The organism is Chitinophaga varians, assembly GCF_012641275.1.
Taxonomy (GTDB): Bacteria; Bacteroidota; Bacteroidia; order Chitinophagales; family Chitinophagaceae; genus Chitinophaga; species Chitinophaga varians_A.
Window position 1 is genome coordinate 903,954 of record NZ_JABAIA010000002.1, and the last position, 16,523, is coordinate 920,476.

Here is a 16,523-nt window from a genome sequence, read left to right on the forward strand (position 1 = left end):
TTAATGAACTTATTGTCTACCTATGACCCAACGACTACAGTCCCTCGATATGATGAGGGGAGTCATCATGCTTTTACTGGCAGCGGAAAGCACACATCTGTACTGGTCACTTGACAGCCTGCAATCCGACGGTTTATGGCATACGTTCATGCAACAGTTTTTCCACCATCCGTGGAATGGCCTGCGGGCATGGGACCTGGTGCAGCCGGCCTTTATGACTATAGCCGGCACAGCCATGTATCTGTCGTGGAATGCCAAAGCACAAAAGGGTATCAGCTGGCAACAAAATTTTAAACATATTGCCTGGCGTTGCGGGAAATTATTTATATTCGGTACTGCATTACATTGCGTATATGCGGGCAGGTTAGTCTGGGAATTGTGGAATGTGCTCACCCAGTTGTCCGTAACCACGATCATTGCATATCTGATTATTCGCCGTTCTGTAGTATATCAGCTGGTGGTCAGCCTGTTGCTGCTCCTTGCCACTGATCTCATGTATCGTTTTGTCATTTTACCTGGATTCGAAGATGCTTTTACACAAGGGCACAATTTCGGTGCCTACCTGGATACGGTCCTGATGGGAAAAATTAACCCGGACGGATGGGTCGCAATTAATTGTATCCCTACGGCTGCACACACTATTTGGGGCGTACTGGCAGGGAGACTGTTGACCGGCACTAAGCTACCGTTGCAGAAGACAGGTGTATTGGTGATAGCCGGTATGATAGGACTGGCAGCCGGTTTTGGGCTGGACGCGGCAGGTATAACGCCGATCATTAAACGGATCAGCACTGCTTCTTTTGTGCTGGCATCCGGCGGATGGGTGATGCTGATCATGGCATTGTTCTACTGGCTGGTCGATGTGCGGGGATACGTACGTTACGCCTGGATAGCCACTGTAGCAGGTATGAACGCCATCTTCCTCTACCTGTTTTTTGAAACGGTAGGCGCACAATGGGTGAACCCCACCACAGGTATTTTTGTCAAAGGGTTTACTTATCTGTTGGGCGTACGGGAGGAAGTCAGGGAGGTCCTGTCTGCCCTGACCGTACTGGTGCTGGAATGGGGACTGTGTTACTGGTTGTACAGACGGAAGATATTTTTCAAATTATAAAGATCATCCGCAATATAAGAAGATCGTAAACGAATAGCTATCTGAGAAACCCCTATGAATCAGCCCTGGTATCAGCTACCGGGGCTTCTTTTTTGGCTTCGGGGAGGCCCCTTACCATTAATACGATCAGCAGTCCGCATAACGCCATGATGCCAAAAGAAACCCGCAGGTGCGTGGCCTGTGCTACAAAGCCTACCAGTGGCGGTACTATGAGAAAACCAAGATAACCGATGGTGGAAATGGAGGCCAGTGTCTGTCCGCTATTGGCATCACGGGATTTGCCGGCCAGACTAAATACCAGCGGCACGATACACGAAACGCCGAAGCCCGTGCAAATAAAGCCTATGGCCGTAATCACCGGATGAGGCAGCGCAATTGTCAGCACAAGGCCGCTTAAGATCAGCCATCCGCTGTAGTACAGCATGTTTTTGATGCCCATCCGGGCAACGAGCCGGTCGCCGGCAAAACGACCAAGGGTCATGGCGCCCATGTACACCATGAAACACGCGGTAGCTGCGGTGGTGGTGCCCCCGGCCACCTTATGGAAATAGATACTGCTCCAGTCATACATGGTGTTTTCAGTGGCCATACAGGCGAAACAGATAAAGGAAAAACGAAGCAGTGACTTGCCAGGCAACGAAAACGCCGTTTTTTTGACCGGGCTGGGCACGGGCTGGTCAGGATACGCACGTACCCCGTAGTACAGTGTAAATACCAGCAGCAGCAGGCTGACACTCAGCATATGCCACGATGGCGCCACCTGCATAGACACCATCAGGTAACCGATACCGGCGCCGGCGGAACCGGCAATGCTCCAGATACCGTGGAAGGTGGTCATAATGGATTTGGGATACATATGTTGTACCTGCACCGCCTGCGAGTTCGCAGAGAGGTTAAGCAGGTTACGGGAAGAACCAAAGCAGAACAGGGTCAGTGCCAGTTGCCACAAACTGGTGGTAAAGCCCGGAAGACTTAGCACCAAATTAAAAACCATGGCGCCGATAACCATGATTTTACGGCTGCTGAAACTGCCCAGCAGCTTGCCGGTAACCGGCATCGTCAGCATCAGCCCGATGGGCAATGCCAATAACACCAGTCCCAGCTGGGCTTCATTGAGGTGCAGTTGCTGTTGTATAGAAGGTATCCTGGAGGCCCAGGTGGAGTAACCCAGTCCGGAGATAAAAAAGAAAACGGAAACGGCCGTCCGGTATTGTCGTGCGTTGGCTTCGGTAGCTTGCGGTATCTCTATGAACATCTGTGATGGTACATACCTCTTTGAAGAGCCATGAGGAACGCAAAATTAGATAAATCCGGAGATTTAATGAACCACCGGGGATTTTTCCCCAGGGCCGAAGCCCTGGGATTTCCGGATTCAATGCATTCCCGCTGATTCGATCGGATTTTTCAATTTCGCCAGCGCGCGCACGGGGAATGTCCCCACGCCTTTAAATTTAGGCGGTACGGCGCTGAAGGTGAAGCCGTCGTCCGGCAGCAGTTCCAGATGGCAGAGATGTTCCACGATGAGTATTTCGGCGTCCAGCAGAGTGGTATGTACCGGTCTGCTGCGTCCTTGTGTGTTGTCGATGTTATGGGAGTCGATACCGACCAGTTTTACGTCACAGTCGCGCAGGTATTCTGCTGCATCGGCGGTGAGGTACGGATGGTTTTCGTAATAGGCGGGCGTGTTCCAATGGTGGGCCCAGCCGGTATGTACCAGTACGGCGCGGTTGCGTATTTCTTGGTTGCGCAGCCTGTCGGCGGTAACGGCGAGGCCCTGCTCATACGGGGCGCGGATGACGATGGCGTCCAGGTCTACGAAACGTTCCAGCGGCATTTCGGACATGTCTTTTCCGTCGGCATAACGATGGAAGGGGCAGTCGATGTAGGTGCCGGTATTGGTGACCATTTCTATTTTGCCGATCTGGAAGGTGGTGTCGCCGTCGTACAGGGCGGCGGAGTCTTCACGGCTGAGGAAATCGCAGATTACCGGGGCCGGCAGGCCTTTGTAGGTCACCAGCCCGTTTTCGATGGTATGGCTCAGGTCCACCAGGTAAGTTTGGTTACCGGTATTGACAGGTTTTCGTTTATGCGGCTCAGTGAGAATTTCCTTATTGAGGATGCGGGTTTCGCCTACCATGAGCAGGCGCATGTCGGCTACGATATAGTCAGCCAGTTCTTTGTCGGAGATGTCGTCGCCGGCAATGTCGAGCCGGAAATCTTCTCCTGTGATACCGCCACCGTTGGTGAAGCGGATGTCAAAATCAAATTTTACTCTTTTGTTCATCGGTTGATTATTTTCCCGTTTTGAGACGTGTATAAATGTACGATATTAGCGTTATGCTTAGAGAATTTCAGGTACTCACTGCTGAAGAGGCATTGAACCAGCATCAGATACAGATAAAAGTCCTTGAAAGTGAAGAGGCTTTTATGGATATGATAGGGACGGACGGTTATTTCTATGTGCATAAAGGAGATCTGCATCTGCAGGGCGACCTGATCATTGATATGGACCGGGCGGACAATATGCCGGATGGCCGGCCGCCGCTGGGATTTGCCGTTATCGGCAACCTGACGGTGGATGGCGGTGTCCTCAATGAGACAGGCGATTATGGCCCGGTGTTTTACGTGGCGGGCAACCTCACCTGCCGCAACCTCATGGTGGGCGGCGCTCCCACCCGCGTGGAAGGCGATGTTCGCGTGGAAGAGGTGATCATGCTGCATTACAACCACGGATGGATGAAATGTGACGGTACATTCTTTGCCCCCATTATGATCGTGGACGATTATTACCTGATGCCTTTCCGTAAAGAGATCAGCCGGTTCTATTATAATGATCGTGATGCCGATAGCCCGGCAGCCAATGAATGCACCGAGTCTGAAGACGGTAACCCGGTAATTTCGGAAAACCTGCGCGTGCTGCTCAACAATCCGCTGACGACTGATTTTGAAGAAATACGCCGTGACCTCGCTGCCGGGGAAAGTGTGATAGCGCCGGTGGAGAGGACGCTTGAATACTGGCGCAACAAGGTACGCCGCAACTACAGTGACCTGAAGCGGGTACCTATGGAGTTGCGCACTTCGAACCTGTGCGATGAAGCGATGGCTTACAGCGTGGCAGCGCTGAAATATTTCCCGCCGGGCGCCATTACGCCGGAACTGGCCACTGCTGCGGCGCAGCGCGATGGCAAAGCGCTGCGTTACCTGCCGCCGGAGATGATCACCCGGGAGCTGTGCTATCTCGCCGCCAAACACGGCGCCATTCTGAAGTATGATATCCCCGAGCGGTTCTATGAACATGCGTTGTTGTGTAATGTTATCAAAGTGTCTGACTGGCAAATGGAACATGTGCCCGTCGCTTTTATGACGGAAGATATGCTGGTGCTGTACGTGAAGGCCGGCCGCGGTGCGTGGCTGGACAGGTACTGTCAGCAGTCCGGCGTGTCCAAACAGAAAGTACTGGAACGGGTGATGGCGGATGATATCAAATACCTTGAGAATATTTTCAACTGGCACCTGTCGGCCACCACTTATGCGTATGCGCGGCAACGTTATGACAAACCGGAATACGCGGAAGCCTGGGCTGCCATCAATGAACGTTTTGCCCGGAAAATAGCGCGGGTGAACGGGAGCCCGTCTACTCCATCGTCATGACCAGCTTGCGGCCGTAAGTCTGGTTGTTTTCCATCATGATATGTGCCTGCCGGACAGTATCTGCACTGAGGCGGCCCACTATCTGCACGGCTGGTGGCGTGATGACGTTGTTGTTGAGCAAGGTGGCCAGTTCGCGAAGGTTTTGGCCATACCAGGACAATTGATTGGCCGCTGCATAGGCATAGTTGGAGATGTTGATAACATGTGCGCCTTTGTCGAACAGCAGTTCCCGGGTGCGGGATGTTCCCAGGAAAGTGATGTCTGCATACCCTTTGTTAAGCCCTATTACTTCCGCCGCTGTTTCGGAGATGCTTCCTCCCACGATATCGATGCCCCAATCAAAATATCCTTGTCCGCCGGCGTCCAGCAGTCTCTGTGCGAGGTTGGGCTGCCGATAGTCCAGTATGTGCGTGGCGGGTAGTCCCAGTATTTCCAGCGCTGCTTTGCTTTGTTCGTTGCCTGCGGCGGTAAATAGCTGATGGCTGCCATGCGCTTTCAGTAATTTGATCAGGAAGCTGCCTACTGCGCCGGCGCCGCCGGTGAGAAAGATGCGTTCTTCCGGATGGGCGTGTATCCGTTGAAAGGTTTGCCAGGCAGTAAGTCCGGCAGACGGTATAGCCGTTGCCGTAGTAAACGGCAAGGCTGCCGGCAGTGGCGCTACCATCTGGTAATTGAGCGCGATGTGGGTGGCATAGGTGCCGTTGGAGCCTTTGCTGCCGGCCGCAGCGATCACTTTATCGCCAGGCCGGAATCCTTTTGTCTGCGCGCCTGCGGCCACCACTATGCCGGCCAGTTCCCGGCCCAGCACCGGAGAATGCATATGCTGGCTTTCGCGGCGGCCCTGCCGCATCTGATAGTCAATAGGATTAAAAGCGGCGGCTTTGATTTCAATCAATAATTCATTTTCCCGGTAAACGGGCATGGGTAGTTCCGCTTCGCGGAACTGACCGGCTTCTCCAAATCCATTTAATACAATTGCCTGCATGTGCGTAATTTTGGGTAAAGCTAACGGGCTGTGTCACGGTGACCAATAACCGTGATAATTGAGAGTTACTCACAAAAAAATGAGTGGTATTATGATCAAGGAAACATCCTCTAATGCGTCTAACCGGAAATTCCTGCGTAGCGTATGCCGTATCACGGGGGCGCTGGAGATCCTCTCCGGACGCTGGAAGGCGCTGGTGCTGATTCATATTTCGGAGGGGAAGAACCGTTTCAGTTTATTGAAACAGGTATTGCCGCCGGTGTCGGACCAGGTACTGGGGCGGCAGTTGCGGGAACTGGAAGCGGAAGGGCTGATAACTAAGGCTATTATCGCAGAAGTGCCGGTACGCGTGGATTACAGCCTCACCGACAAAGGTGCGGCGGTATTGCCTATTCTGGACGAGCTGGCCGAGTGGTATGATAAACGGGGTGACTAGGATGTTGCTGTCAGCAGCTGTTGTAATTTTTTCTCCTGTAAAATAGTGATGGATTTTCCCTCGGCTTCAATTAACCGTTGCTGGATAAATTCCTGTAGCATCCGGTAGATGGTTTCGTAGGTAGTGCCGGCCAGCGAGGCGAGGTCTTGCCGGTTGATCGTAAATTGTTTGTGCCCATATACCCGGCTTATTTCCAGCAGTGCGTCTGCCAGCCTGCTTTTCACGTCCATGTGCACGAGGTTGCGCATTTTTTTTTCCGCTTCCTGTAATTCCGCGGCATAAAACTGCATGAGCCGGTAGGTGAGGGCAGGATTTACCTTGAGGGAGGCTTCAAAAAATGTGTTGTCCACATAACAGAAGGTGCCGTCTTCCAGGGCCGTGGCAGATACCGGGTAGAGGCGCTGTTCGCTGCCAAATCCGCGGTGGCCGAGGATGTCGCCTTTTTTTGCCAGCCGGATGATAAGTTCTTTTTCCGGTCCCCATTGTTTATGCACTTTCACTTTCCCGTCATATAAAAAATAGATGCCAGTGGCCGGACCGCCTTCACGGAACAGTATTTCGCCTTTTTTAAACGGCTGATGCTGCCGGTGGGAGGCAACTGCTGCCAACCATTCCGGGATGGCATGCTGGCATAAAAAACATGTCTTCAGATCGCAGGCCCTGTTTTTCTTCATGGTTGCAATAGTAATACTTTTTCGATGTTTTTATGTAAAAAATGCTTTTTAATATGATTTGAATCATATTTTTGTGCTGATCTTTTATTTCAGATATCATTTTTTCATTTCATGGATCATATAAACAGGCCTGAAAAGGCAGGAAAAGTATCGAAAAGAGTATTTTACCTGAGTATGCAAGCCTTGCTCAACGCCATACTGGTAGGCATTATAGCCAAAGGGTTGGTATTATTGATCAGTTTGATCACCAACCTGTCTTTTTACGGACAGTTTTCCTTTGAAGAGCGGGGCCCTGCCGGTCATCACCTGGGCTGGGTAGTGGTATTGGTGCCTGTCATCGGTAGCCTTATTGTGGGTGTCATGGCGCGTTTTGGCAGCAAAGCGATCCGCGGGCACGGTATCCCCGAAGCGATGGAGAACATTATTTTGAATGAAAGCCGGATACCGCCGGTGATCACCCTGCTGAAGCCGTTGTCTGCCGCCATTTCCATAGGCACGGGCGGCCCTTTTGGTGCGGAAGGCCCTATCATTGCCACAGGTGGCGCACTAGGGTCGTTTACCGGCCAGGTGATCCATATTTCTTCCGCAGAGCGGAAAGTATTGCTAGCAGCGGGCGCCTGTGCGGGCATGTCTGCTATCTTCGGCAGTCCGCTCGCAGCCATCCTGCTGGCGATAGAACTGTTGTTGTTTGAATTTTCCCCCCGCTCGGTGATTCCGGTGGCATTGTCCTGTATTGCAGGTGCAGGCATGCACCTGTTGATGTTCGGTAATGACCCGGTATTTGCGATGCCGCCTATTCCGGCGGTATCTGACATGGCGCTGGTGACTTATGTGCTGATGGGCGCTGCTATCGGTGTAGTGGCAGCGCTGGTGTCCCGTTCTGTGTATTGGGTGGAGGACATGTTTGAGCTCCTGCCTGTTCATTGGATGTGGTGGCCGGCTATTGGCGCCGTAGCGGTGGGTGTGATTGGTTATTTCGCGCCGCATACCATGGGTGTTGGATATGATAATATCAAGACGCTGTTGACCGGTGAGGTGACCTTAGCCCTCATGTTATCGCTTTGTGTGTTGAAATATCTGTCATGGGTGATCTCTTTGGGCAGCGGCACTTCTGGTGGTACGCTGGCGCCGTTGTTCACCATTGGTGGCGCGCTGGGCGCAATGATGGGCGTAGCGGTGCTACAGCTTTTTCCGGGCAGTGGCATCAACCTGGCTACGGCCGCGTTGATTGGTATGGCGGCCATGTTTGCGGGCGCATCGCGCGCGTTGCTGACGGCTATTGTATTTGCGCTGGAAACAACCGGGCAACCGCATGGACTGCTGCCTTTGATCGGTGCATGTACCACCGCTTACTTTGTTTCTTTCTTTTTGATGAAAGGGTCTATTATGACAGAGAAGATCCGCCGACGGGGCATCCATGCGCCGGAAGAATACATTCCCGATGTGATGCAGCAGATAAACGCCGCTATGGTAGCGGTGCAGCCGGAGCTGTCCGTGAAAGACACCTTTACCGTAGCACAGGTGAACATCCTGCTGGACAACCACGCCTACTATCAGCAGCACCTGCTGGTAACGGACGCTGACGGCCGTTTTGCAGGTTATCTTGACCGTCAGCAGTTGGCGGCGGCAGATGAAAATATGGCTATTGCGCATCTGGTGTCCCGTACGGCGCCGTTCCTGTTGCCTAATGATGATATAAACATGGTGGCGCAGATGCTGGAGAAATATCAGCTCAGCGTGTTGGCCGTTATAGAAGACCATCAGCTGAAGGGCATGGTGACTGCGGCTGCTATCATGCATACCTACAGTGAAAGACAGCTGGCATCAGCGAGGTATCACTCCGCCTTTTTCGGCAACACCCGGTTGTTGCGCCTGATGGCGCGTGGAAAACGGCTGCTGGTGAGATGACCTGCGCCCGTTTTTTATGTGCTGAAATACGGTACTTTTTTTAACGGCAACGCCTGCACGTCATTTTTCCCTTATCCACATCTGCCGTGGTGGCATCTATAAACTGAAAACAGCCATTTCCACAATGCCGTGTCCGGGCTGATGAAAAGCCCGGTTGGTACCGGTGAATTTCCGCTCTGTGTCGCATAATGGCTCGAAATACTCCAGCCGGCCAAAACGGGCCACCAGGTCCCGTATCTGTTGACGGGTATTGAGATTGGGGATGCTGTTGAGATGTGTTTCTATCACCTTCACCGTATTGCGGTGATAGACCAGAAAATTGTCTGGTACTTCCTCCAGTGCCAGTGAAAAATCCAGTACGCCCAGATGGTGCTGTTGGGGCGTGACCAGCAGTTGCATCATCTGCACAAAAGATTCGTTGCTGATGTAATGAATGACACCTTCAAAAACGATAATGGCGGGTTCGTCGGGCACATACCCTGCCTGTTTCAACATAGCCTCCAGCAAAACAGTATCGGTAAGGTCGCACCGAAGGAAATGCAGCGGTCCTGTTATATGTAATATTTCCTCATAGATTTTTTTCTTCTCTTCGATATACCCGTTGTCTACCTCCACGATACGGCTGGTCCGGCCGGGATAATGTTCCAGCAGGTAGAGCGACAGCGGGTCCAGTCCCGCGCCAAGGATCAGCACCTGCAGCACGGGATGTTGGTCCATGCTTTGTCGTATCACTTCGCGGACGGCCAGTTTGCGGTAGTAAACGGTATCGGCTATCGGCGGATAAGCGCGGGTCAGGTCGCGCGAGAGCCGGCTGATCTCACTGAAATCAATCGCGTTGACATAGGCTTTTTCGAGCGGGCTGGTATACAATCTGATAGCCTGCTCCAGCACGAGCCTTGCTGTTGAGGGAACTTTTAACCTGTTGGTCATCAGAATTGGTTATTTTTAATGAATATAAGGCTTACGTGCGCATAGCAGATGCAGTCAGAACAATTACAGATTATCATTGTTTCATTAGGAATGTCAACAATATAGCATATGAAGGAACGTATAGCATCTCTCAGCAAACTGGAAAAGGAAGGCAGGCAGATATCCCGTTTACCTTTCTCCATCAGGATCTTACTCGAAAACGTATTGCGCAACCACGACAATTTCGCCATCACCGATGAACATGTGGAAACGCTGGTCAACTGGCAGCCCACTCCGCCCGACAAGGAAATTCCTTTTAAGCCGGCGCGTGTGCTGATGCAGGATTTTACGGGCGTGGCGGCCGTGGTGGACATTGCCTCGATCCGGGCAGAAGTCATCCGCAGGGGAAAAGACGGCACTAAAATCAACCCGGCCATCCCGGTAGACCTGGTGGTGGACCACTCCGTACAGGTGGATTTTTTTGCAACGGACTACGCTTACACCAAAAATGTGGCCTACGAGTATGAACGCAACAAAGAGCGGTACCAGCTGCTTAAATGGGCGCAACAGGCTTTTGATAATTTTACGGTAGTGCCGCCGGGCATGGGCATCTGTCACCAGGTAAACCTTGAATACCTGGCGCATGGCGTTATTTCCCGCGATGGCTGGGTATTCCCGGATTCACTGGTGGGCACCGACTCCCATACCCCGATGGTGAATGGTATAGGCGTACTCGGCTGGGGCGTGGGCGGTATTGAAGCGGAAGCGGCCATCCTGGGGCAACCGATTTATTTCTCCTGTCCACAGGTGATCGGCCTGAAACTGACCGGACAATTAAGCGAGGGCGTTACCGCAACGGACATGGTACTGTCTATCACACAGCTACTGCGCAAATATGGCGTGGTTGATAAATTTGTGGAGGTCTTTGGCGACGGGCTTGATCATCTCTCTGTGCCGGACAGGGCCACCATTTCCAACATGTCGCCGGAATTTGGTTGTACGGTTACTTATTTCCCCATAGACGAACAAACATTGCAGTACATGCGCCGCACCAACCGTTCGGAAGAGGTGGTGGCCCGTGTGGAAGAATATTGCAAGGAAAATATGTTGTGGCGCCACGGCAATGAAAATATCACGTATTCCGATGTGATAGAGCTGGACCTGACGAAGGTGCAGTCAGCCGTAGCCGGCCCTAAACGGCCGCAGGACCGCATCCTGGTGAAAGACCTGCATGCAGAGTTTGAAACGCTGCTAAACAAGGAATTTAAAAGAATGTACACGCCCGAAGGCAAACGCCGTGATACCGCATGGCTGTACGAAGGTGGGTCTGGTACCGCCTTCAACTACGAGATCCAGAAACATACCGAAGAGGTGGCGGTAGAAGTGGATTATCTGAAGTCGGTACGCATCAAACTAAAAAATGAAGAATATGTACTGAGTGACGGCGCTATTGCCATTGCGGCCATTACCAGTTGCACCAATACCTCCAATCCCAGCGTGATGATTGGCGCGGGGCTGGTAGCCAAGAAAGCGATCAGCCGCGGCCTGTATGTGAAGCCATGGGTGAAAACCAGCCTGGCGCCCGGTTCCCGCGTGGTGACTGAATACCTGAAACGTTCCGGTTTACTGTACGAGCTGGAAGCCTTGCGTTTCCATGTGGTAGGATATGGCTGTACTTCGTGTATTGGTAACAGTGGGCCTTTGCCTCCGCATATCGCCGAAGCTGTGGACAAAGGCAGCCTGATCGTAGCCTCTGTATTGTCCGGCAACCGCAACTTTGAAGCCCGCGTACATCCGCAGGTGAAGATGAATTTCCTGGCCTCGCCGCTGCTGGTAGTAGCTTACGCCATCACCGGCCGCGTAGACGTGGACCTGCTCAACGACCCGCTGGGTTATGACCCTAACGGTGAACCAGTGTTCCTGCGTGATATATGGCCCACACAGGATGAAATCAACGAGGCCGTTGCTGCCGCCGTGAAACAGGAGGACTTCAGAAACACCTATTCCGTGATCTTTGAAGGTGATGACCAGTGGAAAGGATTACTGGCGCCTACCGGGCAGGATTATCACTGGAGCAATGATTCCACCTATATCAAAGAAGCGCCGTTTTTCTACAACCTGCCTGATACGCCGTCTGCCGCAGAAGATATCAATGACGCGCGGGTGCTGCTGATGCTGGGCGATTCCGTGACTACAGACCATATTTCGCCCGCGGGTTCCTTCAAAGCCGATACGCCGGCAGGCAAATACCTGATCGACAGAGGCATCGATCCCAAGATGTTTAACTCTTACGGTTCCCGTAGGGGCAATCATGAAGTGATGATCAGGGGGACGTTTGCCAACGTACGCATTAAAAATGCACTGTCACCGAAAGAAGGCGGCTTTACTACACTGATGCCGCAAGGTATGGTGCTGCCGGTGTACGATGCTGCCATGCAATATGCTGTGGCAAAAGTGCCGTTGATCATCCTGGCAGGTAAAGAGTACGGCAGTGGTTCTTCCCGTGACTGGGCCGCCAAGGGGGCCAATCTCCTGGGTGTGAAAGCCGTCATCGCCGAGAGTTACGAACGTATCCACCGCAGCAACCTGGTGGGTATGGGCGTGCTGCCGCTGGAATATGTGAATGGCGAAACTGCTGCTTCGCTGGGCCTTTTCGGCACAGAGACCTATACCATCAGCGGTATAGCGGAAGATCTCACCCCAGGTAAAATAGTAACGGTAACGGCTACATCTGCAGGTGGGCCGGCAGTTGTTTTCCAGGCTAAATGCCGGTTGAATTCCGCTATAGAAATAGAGTACTACAAAAACGGTGGTATCCTGCAATATGTGCTGAGAGCGTTTTTGAAGAAAGCTTAACTGATCATCATCAATAAAAACCAAAGAGCGAAGATCCATCCGGTCTTCGCTCTTTGGTTTTATTTTTTGGTAAGTTCTGATATCTTTTTTCGATCTCCTACCAGCCACACTACATCTTCCCATTCAAAAGCCATATCAGAAGGCGGGTTGAGAATACGTTCAGCACCACGGGCAATACCCACCACCAGCGCATTGGTTTTTTCCCTGATGCCGGAACTGCGGATGGTCTGCCCTTTCAGTCCATTGTGTTCGTCTACCACGATGCTGGTAAGGCCTACGTTATCATCCGCCATATCGTCGCTTCTTTCCACTACGAGCGTATTCACTACGCGATTGAATTCTTCCAGCTGGGCTTCGGTGCCAATGGCCACGATCACGTCGTTGGGAAACAGTTTCTCCTGGCGGGTGGGGGCATAGATGGTGACATTGCCTCTTTTGATGGCGCCTACGTTGATGCCATATTTTTCCCGCAGTTGCAGGTCCACCAGCGGTATATCGATCAGTGAAGACCATGGGTTGATCTCTATTTCCGATACCTGCGCGTCCCAGGGAAGCAGGTCGGCGGCCGGTGTTTTCCTGGCGGCGGCATCTGCTTCTTCACGCGCATTGAGGTTGGACAGAAAACGGTGTTCAATACGGCTGTAATATTTCTGTAGCTGTTGCCGCAGTGCCAGCAGTACCACAGCCATCACCAGCGAGGTGCCCAGCAATGCCTGCCAGAAGGGAAAGAACTGATTGAGCAGGAAACCTACCAGCAGCACGGCTATCACGTTGCGGATCACTTCCACTACTACCAGCGGGCCGCGGTTGTATTTGGAGTCGAGCCACAGTGCTTTATAGGCGATACCCTGTACTTTTTTGATGGTGAGCGCAGAGATAAACGGCGCCATCATGGCAATGGCCAGTACCACCGCTATCAGTTTGGCGAGCAGCTGGTTTTCTATATATTTCGCGATGAAAGGTCCTACGTAATAGGTGTTGAGCAGGATGATGGCGATCAGCACCACGCTGTTGAGAATGATCACTTTCAGGTAGGCGTTGAGCACAATGCGCCAGTCGCTTTCCGCCTGAAGGGTTTGTGAGCTGGCAGAATAGCGGTTAAGCGCCAGCAGCCATTTCTCCGGGATGATCTTCGACAGCCAGTTGTACATGGGCGTCGAGAAACGGATCATATACGGCGTGGTGAACGTAGTCACTGCCGAAACGCCTACGGCTACCGGGAACAGGAACTCGCTGGTGACCCCGAGGGTGACGCCCAGCGTAGCAATGATGAAGGCAAACTCGCCCACCTGCGCCATGCTCATACCTACCTGCACGGCCTCTTTCAACGGGCGGCCGGACAAGAGCGCGCCTACGCCTGTACTGATGAACTTACCGAAAATAGTCAGCAAAGTAATCCACAGTACGGGCCAGCGGTATTCCACGATCATTTCCGGGTTGATCAGCATTCCTACGGATACAAAGAAAATAGCGCCAAACAGGTCTTTCACCGGTTGTATGAGATGTTCCACTTTTTCGGAAGAAGTGGTTTCCGCGATAATAGAGCCCATGATAAAGGCGCCCAGCTCCGCGGAGAAACCAACCTGCGTGGCCAGTATCACCATGCCCAGGCAAAGGGCGATACTGAGGATGAGCAGCGTTTCGCTGTTCATATATTTCTCCATTTTTTTCAGGAAGGTAGGCAGCAGGAAAATGCCTGCGAGGAACCATACCGCCAGGAAAAACAGGAGTTTGGCGATGGTGAACAACATCTGTGAACCTTCAAACTGCTTGCTCACCGCCATGGTGGAAAGCAATACCATCAACAGGATCACCACAATATCCTCTATCACCAGTACGCCAAAAACAATTTTGGTAAAAGGCTTTTTCTTGATGCCCAGTTCCTCAAAAGCACGGATGATAATGGTGGTGGACGAACTGGCGAGCAAACCGCCGAGGAACAAGCTGTCCATAGTGCTCCAGCCCATCAGTTGACCGGTGAAATACCCGGCCACTGTAATAAAAGCTATTTCCGTGAAGGCGGTAATCGCCGCGGTGCCTCCTACACGCATCAGCTTTTTAAAGCTGAATTCCAGGCCAAGGGAAAATAATAAAAAGATAACGCCTATCTCGGACCATATCTTCACGCTTTCCCCGTCGCTGATGGAAGGGAAAAGTTGAAAGTTAGGGCCCACGATGAAGCCTGCGATGATATAACCCAATACCATGGGCTGTTTCAGTCGCCTGAACAATAAAGTAATAATACCTGCCGCTCCAAGAATCAATGCCAGGTCAATAATCAATTTCGGTAGATGCATACAGTAAAAATCGATTTATAGATTGCGTAATGTACGGTTATGTCAGCGCGTATAAACGTGCCGGCATAATGTGTTTAAAGCCAATTGTCGAATCGCTGAACTTCGCTAATATATTATTTTTTCAGGGGGTTGACAAGTAAATGTTAAAGGGAAAATACAGGATGGAGGATGGTTAGGAGATCGTCTTTAAATGAGTGACAAGGTCATGGAAATATTTTGGCGACCATACTTCCAGCACGGCCGGATTTTTAATAAACCGAACAATATCTGCTTTTACTTTAGTGAAATCGACCATATCGATTTTTTCCTGTAACAGTTTCCGGAGTGCAGCAGGCGAGATGGTGTTCTTTTCCCAGTCTCCGCTGTCCTGTGCCCGCAGCAGGAAATGCCGCAGGTTTAAGGCTATTCCTTTTTTAATATACCACTCAAGATCGTACCAATCCCGCCCTTTTACATTTTCTTTCCACTTACGGAAAAGCAATGCATGCATTTTGCCCGCAAACAAATCATGGATGGTAAAACACTTCACATAAAAGGAAAATGGCCTTAGCAGCAGTTTGTCTTCGGTATCAAAACCCAATGGTGGCAACGTATCTACTTCCAGTTTGATTTTTAAATGAGCTACCTGATCGAGCCCTTTTTGCGGAATAATCTCTTCCAGTATCAGTTCTTTCCAGACGGTTTCAGATTTGAGAAAAGCAGATTCAACATGAGTTTGACGTGTTTTGCTTTTTTCTCTCACGGACACTTGCATGCCAAGCGAGGCAAATTCTGTAACGAGAGCGTCCAGGTATTTGTCAAATGAAAAATCAGGATTTTTCTCCAACAGCGAAAAGTCGAGATCTTCAGAAAAGCGGTCCAGCCCATAAAATATCCGTAAAGCTGTTCCGCCATAGAAAGCGGCTTTCTCAAAAAAGCCCGCCCGCTGCAGTCCGGCAAGTGCTGTTTCCTGCATGATCTCCCGCAAGGCCAGTAAAGCCTCTTCTCTGTTAGCGGGTTGGTAGGAATCGATCCATTCTCTGATCATAGACTTCTGATTGTTTTGATGACCATTTCAAGACTTTTTTTCTTAGGCGCGCATCCTAACCATTCCTGCATAGCATTCGTGTCCAATGCAGCCAGGATATCCTCGTCAATGCGGAGGTTTTCCACGAGGTATTCCATCACCATACGCTGGCTTCGGAGTATGATGCCTGCGGTAGTAACTATTTTATCTGATAAAGCTTTTTCCGGAGTGGCTATCAGCGCATATTGTTTTTCGTCCAGTTTTGCTTGTCGTATGCCATAGGCATAATAGGGAAAAGGAAGATGATAATAGACAAACCTTCCGACCGGTGTATTAAACTCATGGCCTGCCTTGGTTGTCATGGAAGATATTTCATATACCCGTTCGGGAATAAGCCCGTGATAGGATAACGCAATATCCAGTGATACATAGCTGGGGCCATAAACATGATTGGCCAATAAAAAAGACTCCGGTCGCCTTAGTTGAAGGGCCGGCCCGGGCACGTAGAGACCTTTCTTGACAGGAATCAGCATCTGTTCCTTCAATAGGGCGTGTATTTTGTCATTGGGCCGTTTGTAATCTTTAAGCAGGGACATAAGCAGCTGATGCGTAAGCGGTTGTCCCTGAAAAGAGATGATGGCTTGTGTTACATTCATCTGATGTCAATTTTTAAGGAGATAATCGATT

General features: G+C 51.2%; 13 protein-coding genes. 5 read left to right on the forward strand and 8 right to left on the reverse strand.

The window, feature by feature from the left end; genetic code table 11:
- Positions 1-22 precede the first annotated feature (22 nt).
- Positions 23-1,114 (forward strand): acyltransferase family protein, encoded by a 1,092-nt coding sequence (locus tag HGH92_RS18370; protein ID WP_168872213.1) that lies wholly within the window; start codon positions 23-25, stop codon positions 1,112-1,114.
- A 52-nt stretch (positions 1,115-1,166) separates the two neighbouring features.
- On the opposite strand, the gene HGH92_RS18375 is transcribed toward HGH92_RS18370, so the two are convergent.
- Together HGH92_RS18375 and HGH92_RS18380 are read right to left on the reverse strand one after the other, a co-directional pair.
- Positions 1,167-2,369 carry an MFS transporter gene (locus tag HGH92_RS18375; protein ID WP_168872214.1) on the reverse strand — a complete coding sequence of 401 codons (1,203 nt, stop codon included), beginning with the start codon at positions 2,367-2,369 and terminating at the stop codon, positions 1,167-1,169.
- A gap of 117 nt (positions 2,370-2,486) precedes the next feature.
- Positions 2,487-3,398, reverse strand: a complete 912-nt coding sequence (locus HGH92_RS18380) for a cyclase family protein (RefSeq protein WP_168872215.1) — start codon at positions 3,396-3,398, stop codon at positions 2,487-2,489.
- 53 nt (positions 3,399-3,451) lie between these two features.
- Here HGH92_RS18380 and HGH92_RS18385 point away from each other — a divergent pair, with 53 nt between their 5' ends.
- Entirely contained in the window at positions 3,452-4,765 is a 1,314-nt protein-coding gene (locus HGH92_RS18385) for a polymer-forming cytoskeletal protein (protein ID WP_168872216.1), read from the forward strand.
- Here HGH92_RS18385 and HGH92_RS18390 read toward each other — a convergent pair.
- Entirely contained in the window at positions 4,749-5,750 is a 1,002-nt protein-coding gene (locus HGH92_RS18390) for a zinc-binding alcohol dehydrogenase family protein (protein WP_168872217.1), read from the reverse strand. The two genes, HGH92_RS18385 and HGH92_RS18390, sit on opposite strands and share 17 nt — an antisense overlap.
- Positions 5,751-5,841: 91 nt before the next feature.
- Between HGH92_RS18390 and HGH92_RS18395 the strand changes: the two genes are divergently transcribed.
- Positions 5,842-6,186: a winged helix-turn-helix transcriptional regulator gene (locus HGH92_RS18395; protein ID WP_168872218.1), complete on the forward strand. Its 345-nt coding sequence runs from the start codon at positions 5,842-5,844 to the stop codon at positions 6,184-6,186.
- Here HGH92_RS18395 and HGH92_RS18400 read toward each other — a convergent pair.
- On the reverse strand, positions 6,183-6,860 hold the full coding sequence (locus HGH92_RS18400) for a Crp/Fnr family transcriptional regulator (protein WP_168872219.1): 678 nt from the start codon (positions 6,858-6,860) through the stop codon (positions 6,183-6,185). The genes HGH92_RS18395 and HGH92_RS18400 overlap by 4 nt on opposite strands.
- Before the next feature lie 174 nt (positions 6,861-7,034).
- Between HGH92_RS18400 and HGH92_RS18405 the strand changes: the two genes are divergently transcribed.
- Positions 7,035-8,768: a chloride channel protein gene (locus tag HGH92_RS18405; protein ID WP_168872220.1), complete on the forward strand. Its 1,734-nt coding sequence runs from the start codon at positions 7,035-7,037 to the stop codon at positions 8,766-8,768.
- Positions 8,769-8,864: 96 nt separating this feature from the next.
- Here the strand turns inward: HGH92_RS18405 and HGH92_RS18410 are convergent, their stop codons facing one another.
- On the reverse strand, positions 8,865-9,698 hold the full coding sequence (locus HGH92_RS18410) for a class I SAM-dependent methyltransferase (protein WP_168872221.1): 834 nt from the start codon (positions 9,696-9,698) through the stop codon (positions 8,865-8,867).
- A 108-nt stretch (positions 9,699-9,806) separates the two neighbouring features.
- Here HGH92_RS18410 and acnA point away from each other — a divergent pair, with 108 nt between their 5' ends.
- The gene (acnA, locus tag HGH92_RS18415) at positions 9,807-12,533 is read left to right on the forward strand and encodes an aconitate hydratase AcnA (protein WP_168872222.1); all 2,727 of its coding nucleotides are present in this window, start codon (positions 9,807-9,809) and stop codon (positions 12,531-12,533) included.
- 59 nt (positions 12,534-12,592) lie between these two features.
- On the opposite strand, the gene HGH92_RS18420 is transcribed toward acnA, so the two are convergent.
- The 3 genes from HGH92_RS18420 to HGH92_RS18430 form a co-directional block, all read right to left on the reverse strand.
- Positions 12,593-14,830: a cation:proton antiporter gene (locus tag HGH92_RS18420; protein WP_168872223.1), complete on the reverse strand. Its 2,238-nt coding sequence runs from the start codon at positions 14,828-14,830 to the stop codon at positions 12,593-12,595.
- A 172-nt stretch (positions 14,831-15,002) separates the two neighbouring features.
- Positions 15,003-15,857, reverse strand: a complete 855-nt coding sequence (locus HGH92_RS18425; protein ID WP_168872224.1) for a nucleotidyl transferase AbiEii/AbiGii toxin family protein — start codon at positions 15,855-15,857, stop codon at positions 15,003-15,005.
- The gene (locus HGH92_RS18430) at positions 15,854-16,492 is read right to left on the reverse strand and encodes a hypothetical protein (protein WP_168872225.1); all 639 of its coding nucleotides are present in this window, start codon (positions 16,490-16,492) and stop codon (positions 15,854-15,856) included. Before HGH92_RS18430 ends, HGH92_RS18425 begins: the two co-directional genes overlap by 4 nt.
- Positions 16,493-16,523: the final 31 nt, after the last annotated feature.

Excerpts from the sequence above, each read along its gene's own strand:
- HGH92_RS18390 (WP_168872217.1), bottom strand. The coding sequence starts at position 5,750 with ATGCAGGCAATTGTATTAAATGGATTTGGAGAAGCCGGTCAGTTCCGC.
- HGH92_RS18420 (WP_168872223.1), bottom strand. The coding sequence starts at position 14,830 with ATGCATCTACCGAAATTGATTATTGACCTGGCATTGATTCTTGGAGCG.
- HGH92_RS18410 (WP_168872221.1), bottom strand. The coding sequence starts at position 9,698 with ATGACCAACAGGTTAAAAGTTCCCTCAACAGCAAGGCTCGTGCTGGAG.
- HGH92_RS18370 (WP_168872213.1), top strand. The coding sequence starts at position 23 with ATGACCCAACGACTACAGTCCCTCGATATGATGAGGGGAGTCATCATG.
- HGH92_RS18385 (WP_168872216.1), top strand. The coding sequence starts at position 3,452 with ATGCTTAGAGAATTTCAGGTACTCACTGCTGAAGAGGCATTGAACCAG.
- HGH92_RS18400 (WP_168872219.1), bottom strand. The coding sequence starts at position 6,860 with ATGAAGAAAAACAGGGCCTGCGATCTGAAGACATGTTTTTTATGCCAG.
- acnA (WP_168872222.1), top strand. The coding sequence starts at position 9,807 with ATGAAGGAACGTATAGCATCTCTCAGCAAACTGGAAAAGGAAGGCAGG.
- HGH92_RS18380 (WP_168872215.1), bottom strand. The coding sequence starts at position 3,398 with ATGAACAAAAGAGTAAAATTTGATTTTGACATCCGCTTCACCAACGGT.
- HGH92_RS18375 (WP_168872214.1), bottom strand. The coding sequence starts at position 2,369 with ATGTTCATAGAGATACCGCAAGCTACCGAAGCCAACGCACGACAATAC.
- HGH92_RS18405 (WP_168872220.1), top strand. The coding sequence starts at position 7,035 with ATGCAAGCCTTGCTCAACGCCATACTGGTAGGCATTATAGCCAAAGGG.
- HGH92_RS18395 (WP_168872218.1), top strand. The coding sequence starts at position 5,842 with ATGATCAAGGAAACATCCTCTAATGCGTCTAACCGGAAATTCCTGCGT.
- HGH92_RS18430 (WP_168872225.1), bottom strand. The coding sequence starts at position 16,492 with ATGAATGTAACACAAGCCATCATCTCTTTTCAGGGACAACCGCTTACG.
- HGH92_RS18425 (WP_168872224.1), bottom strand. The coding sequence starts at position 15,857 with ATGATCAGAGAATGGATCGATTCCTACCAACCCGCTAACAGAGAAGAG.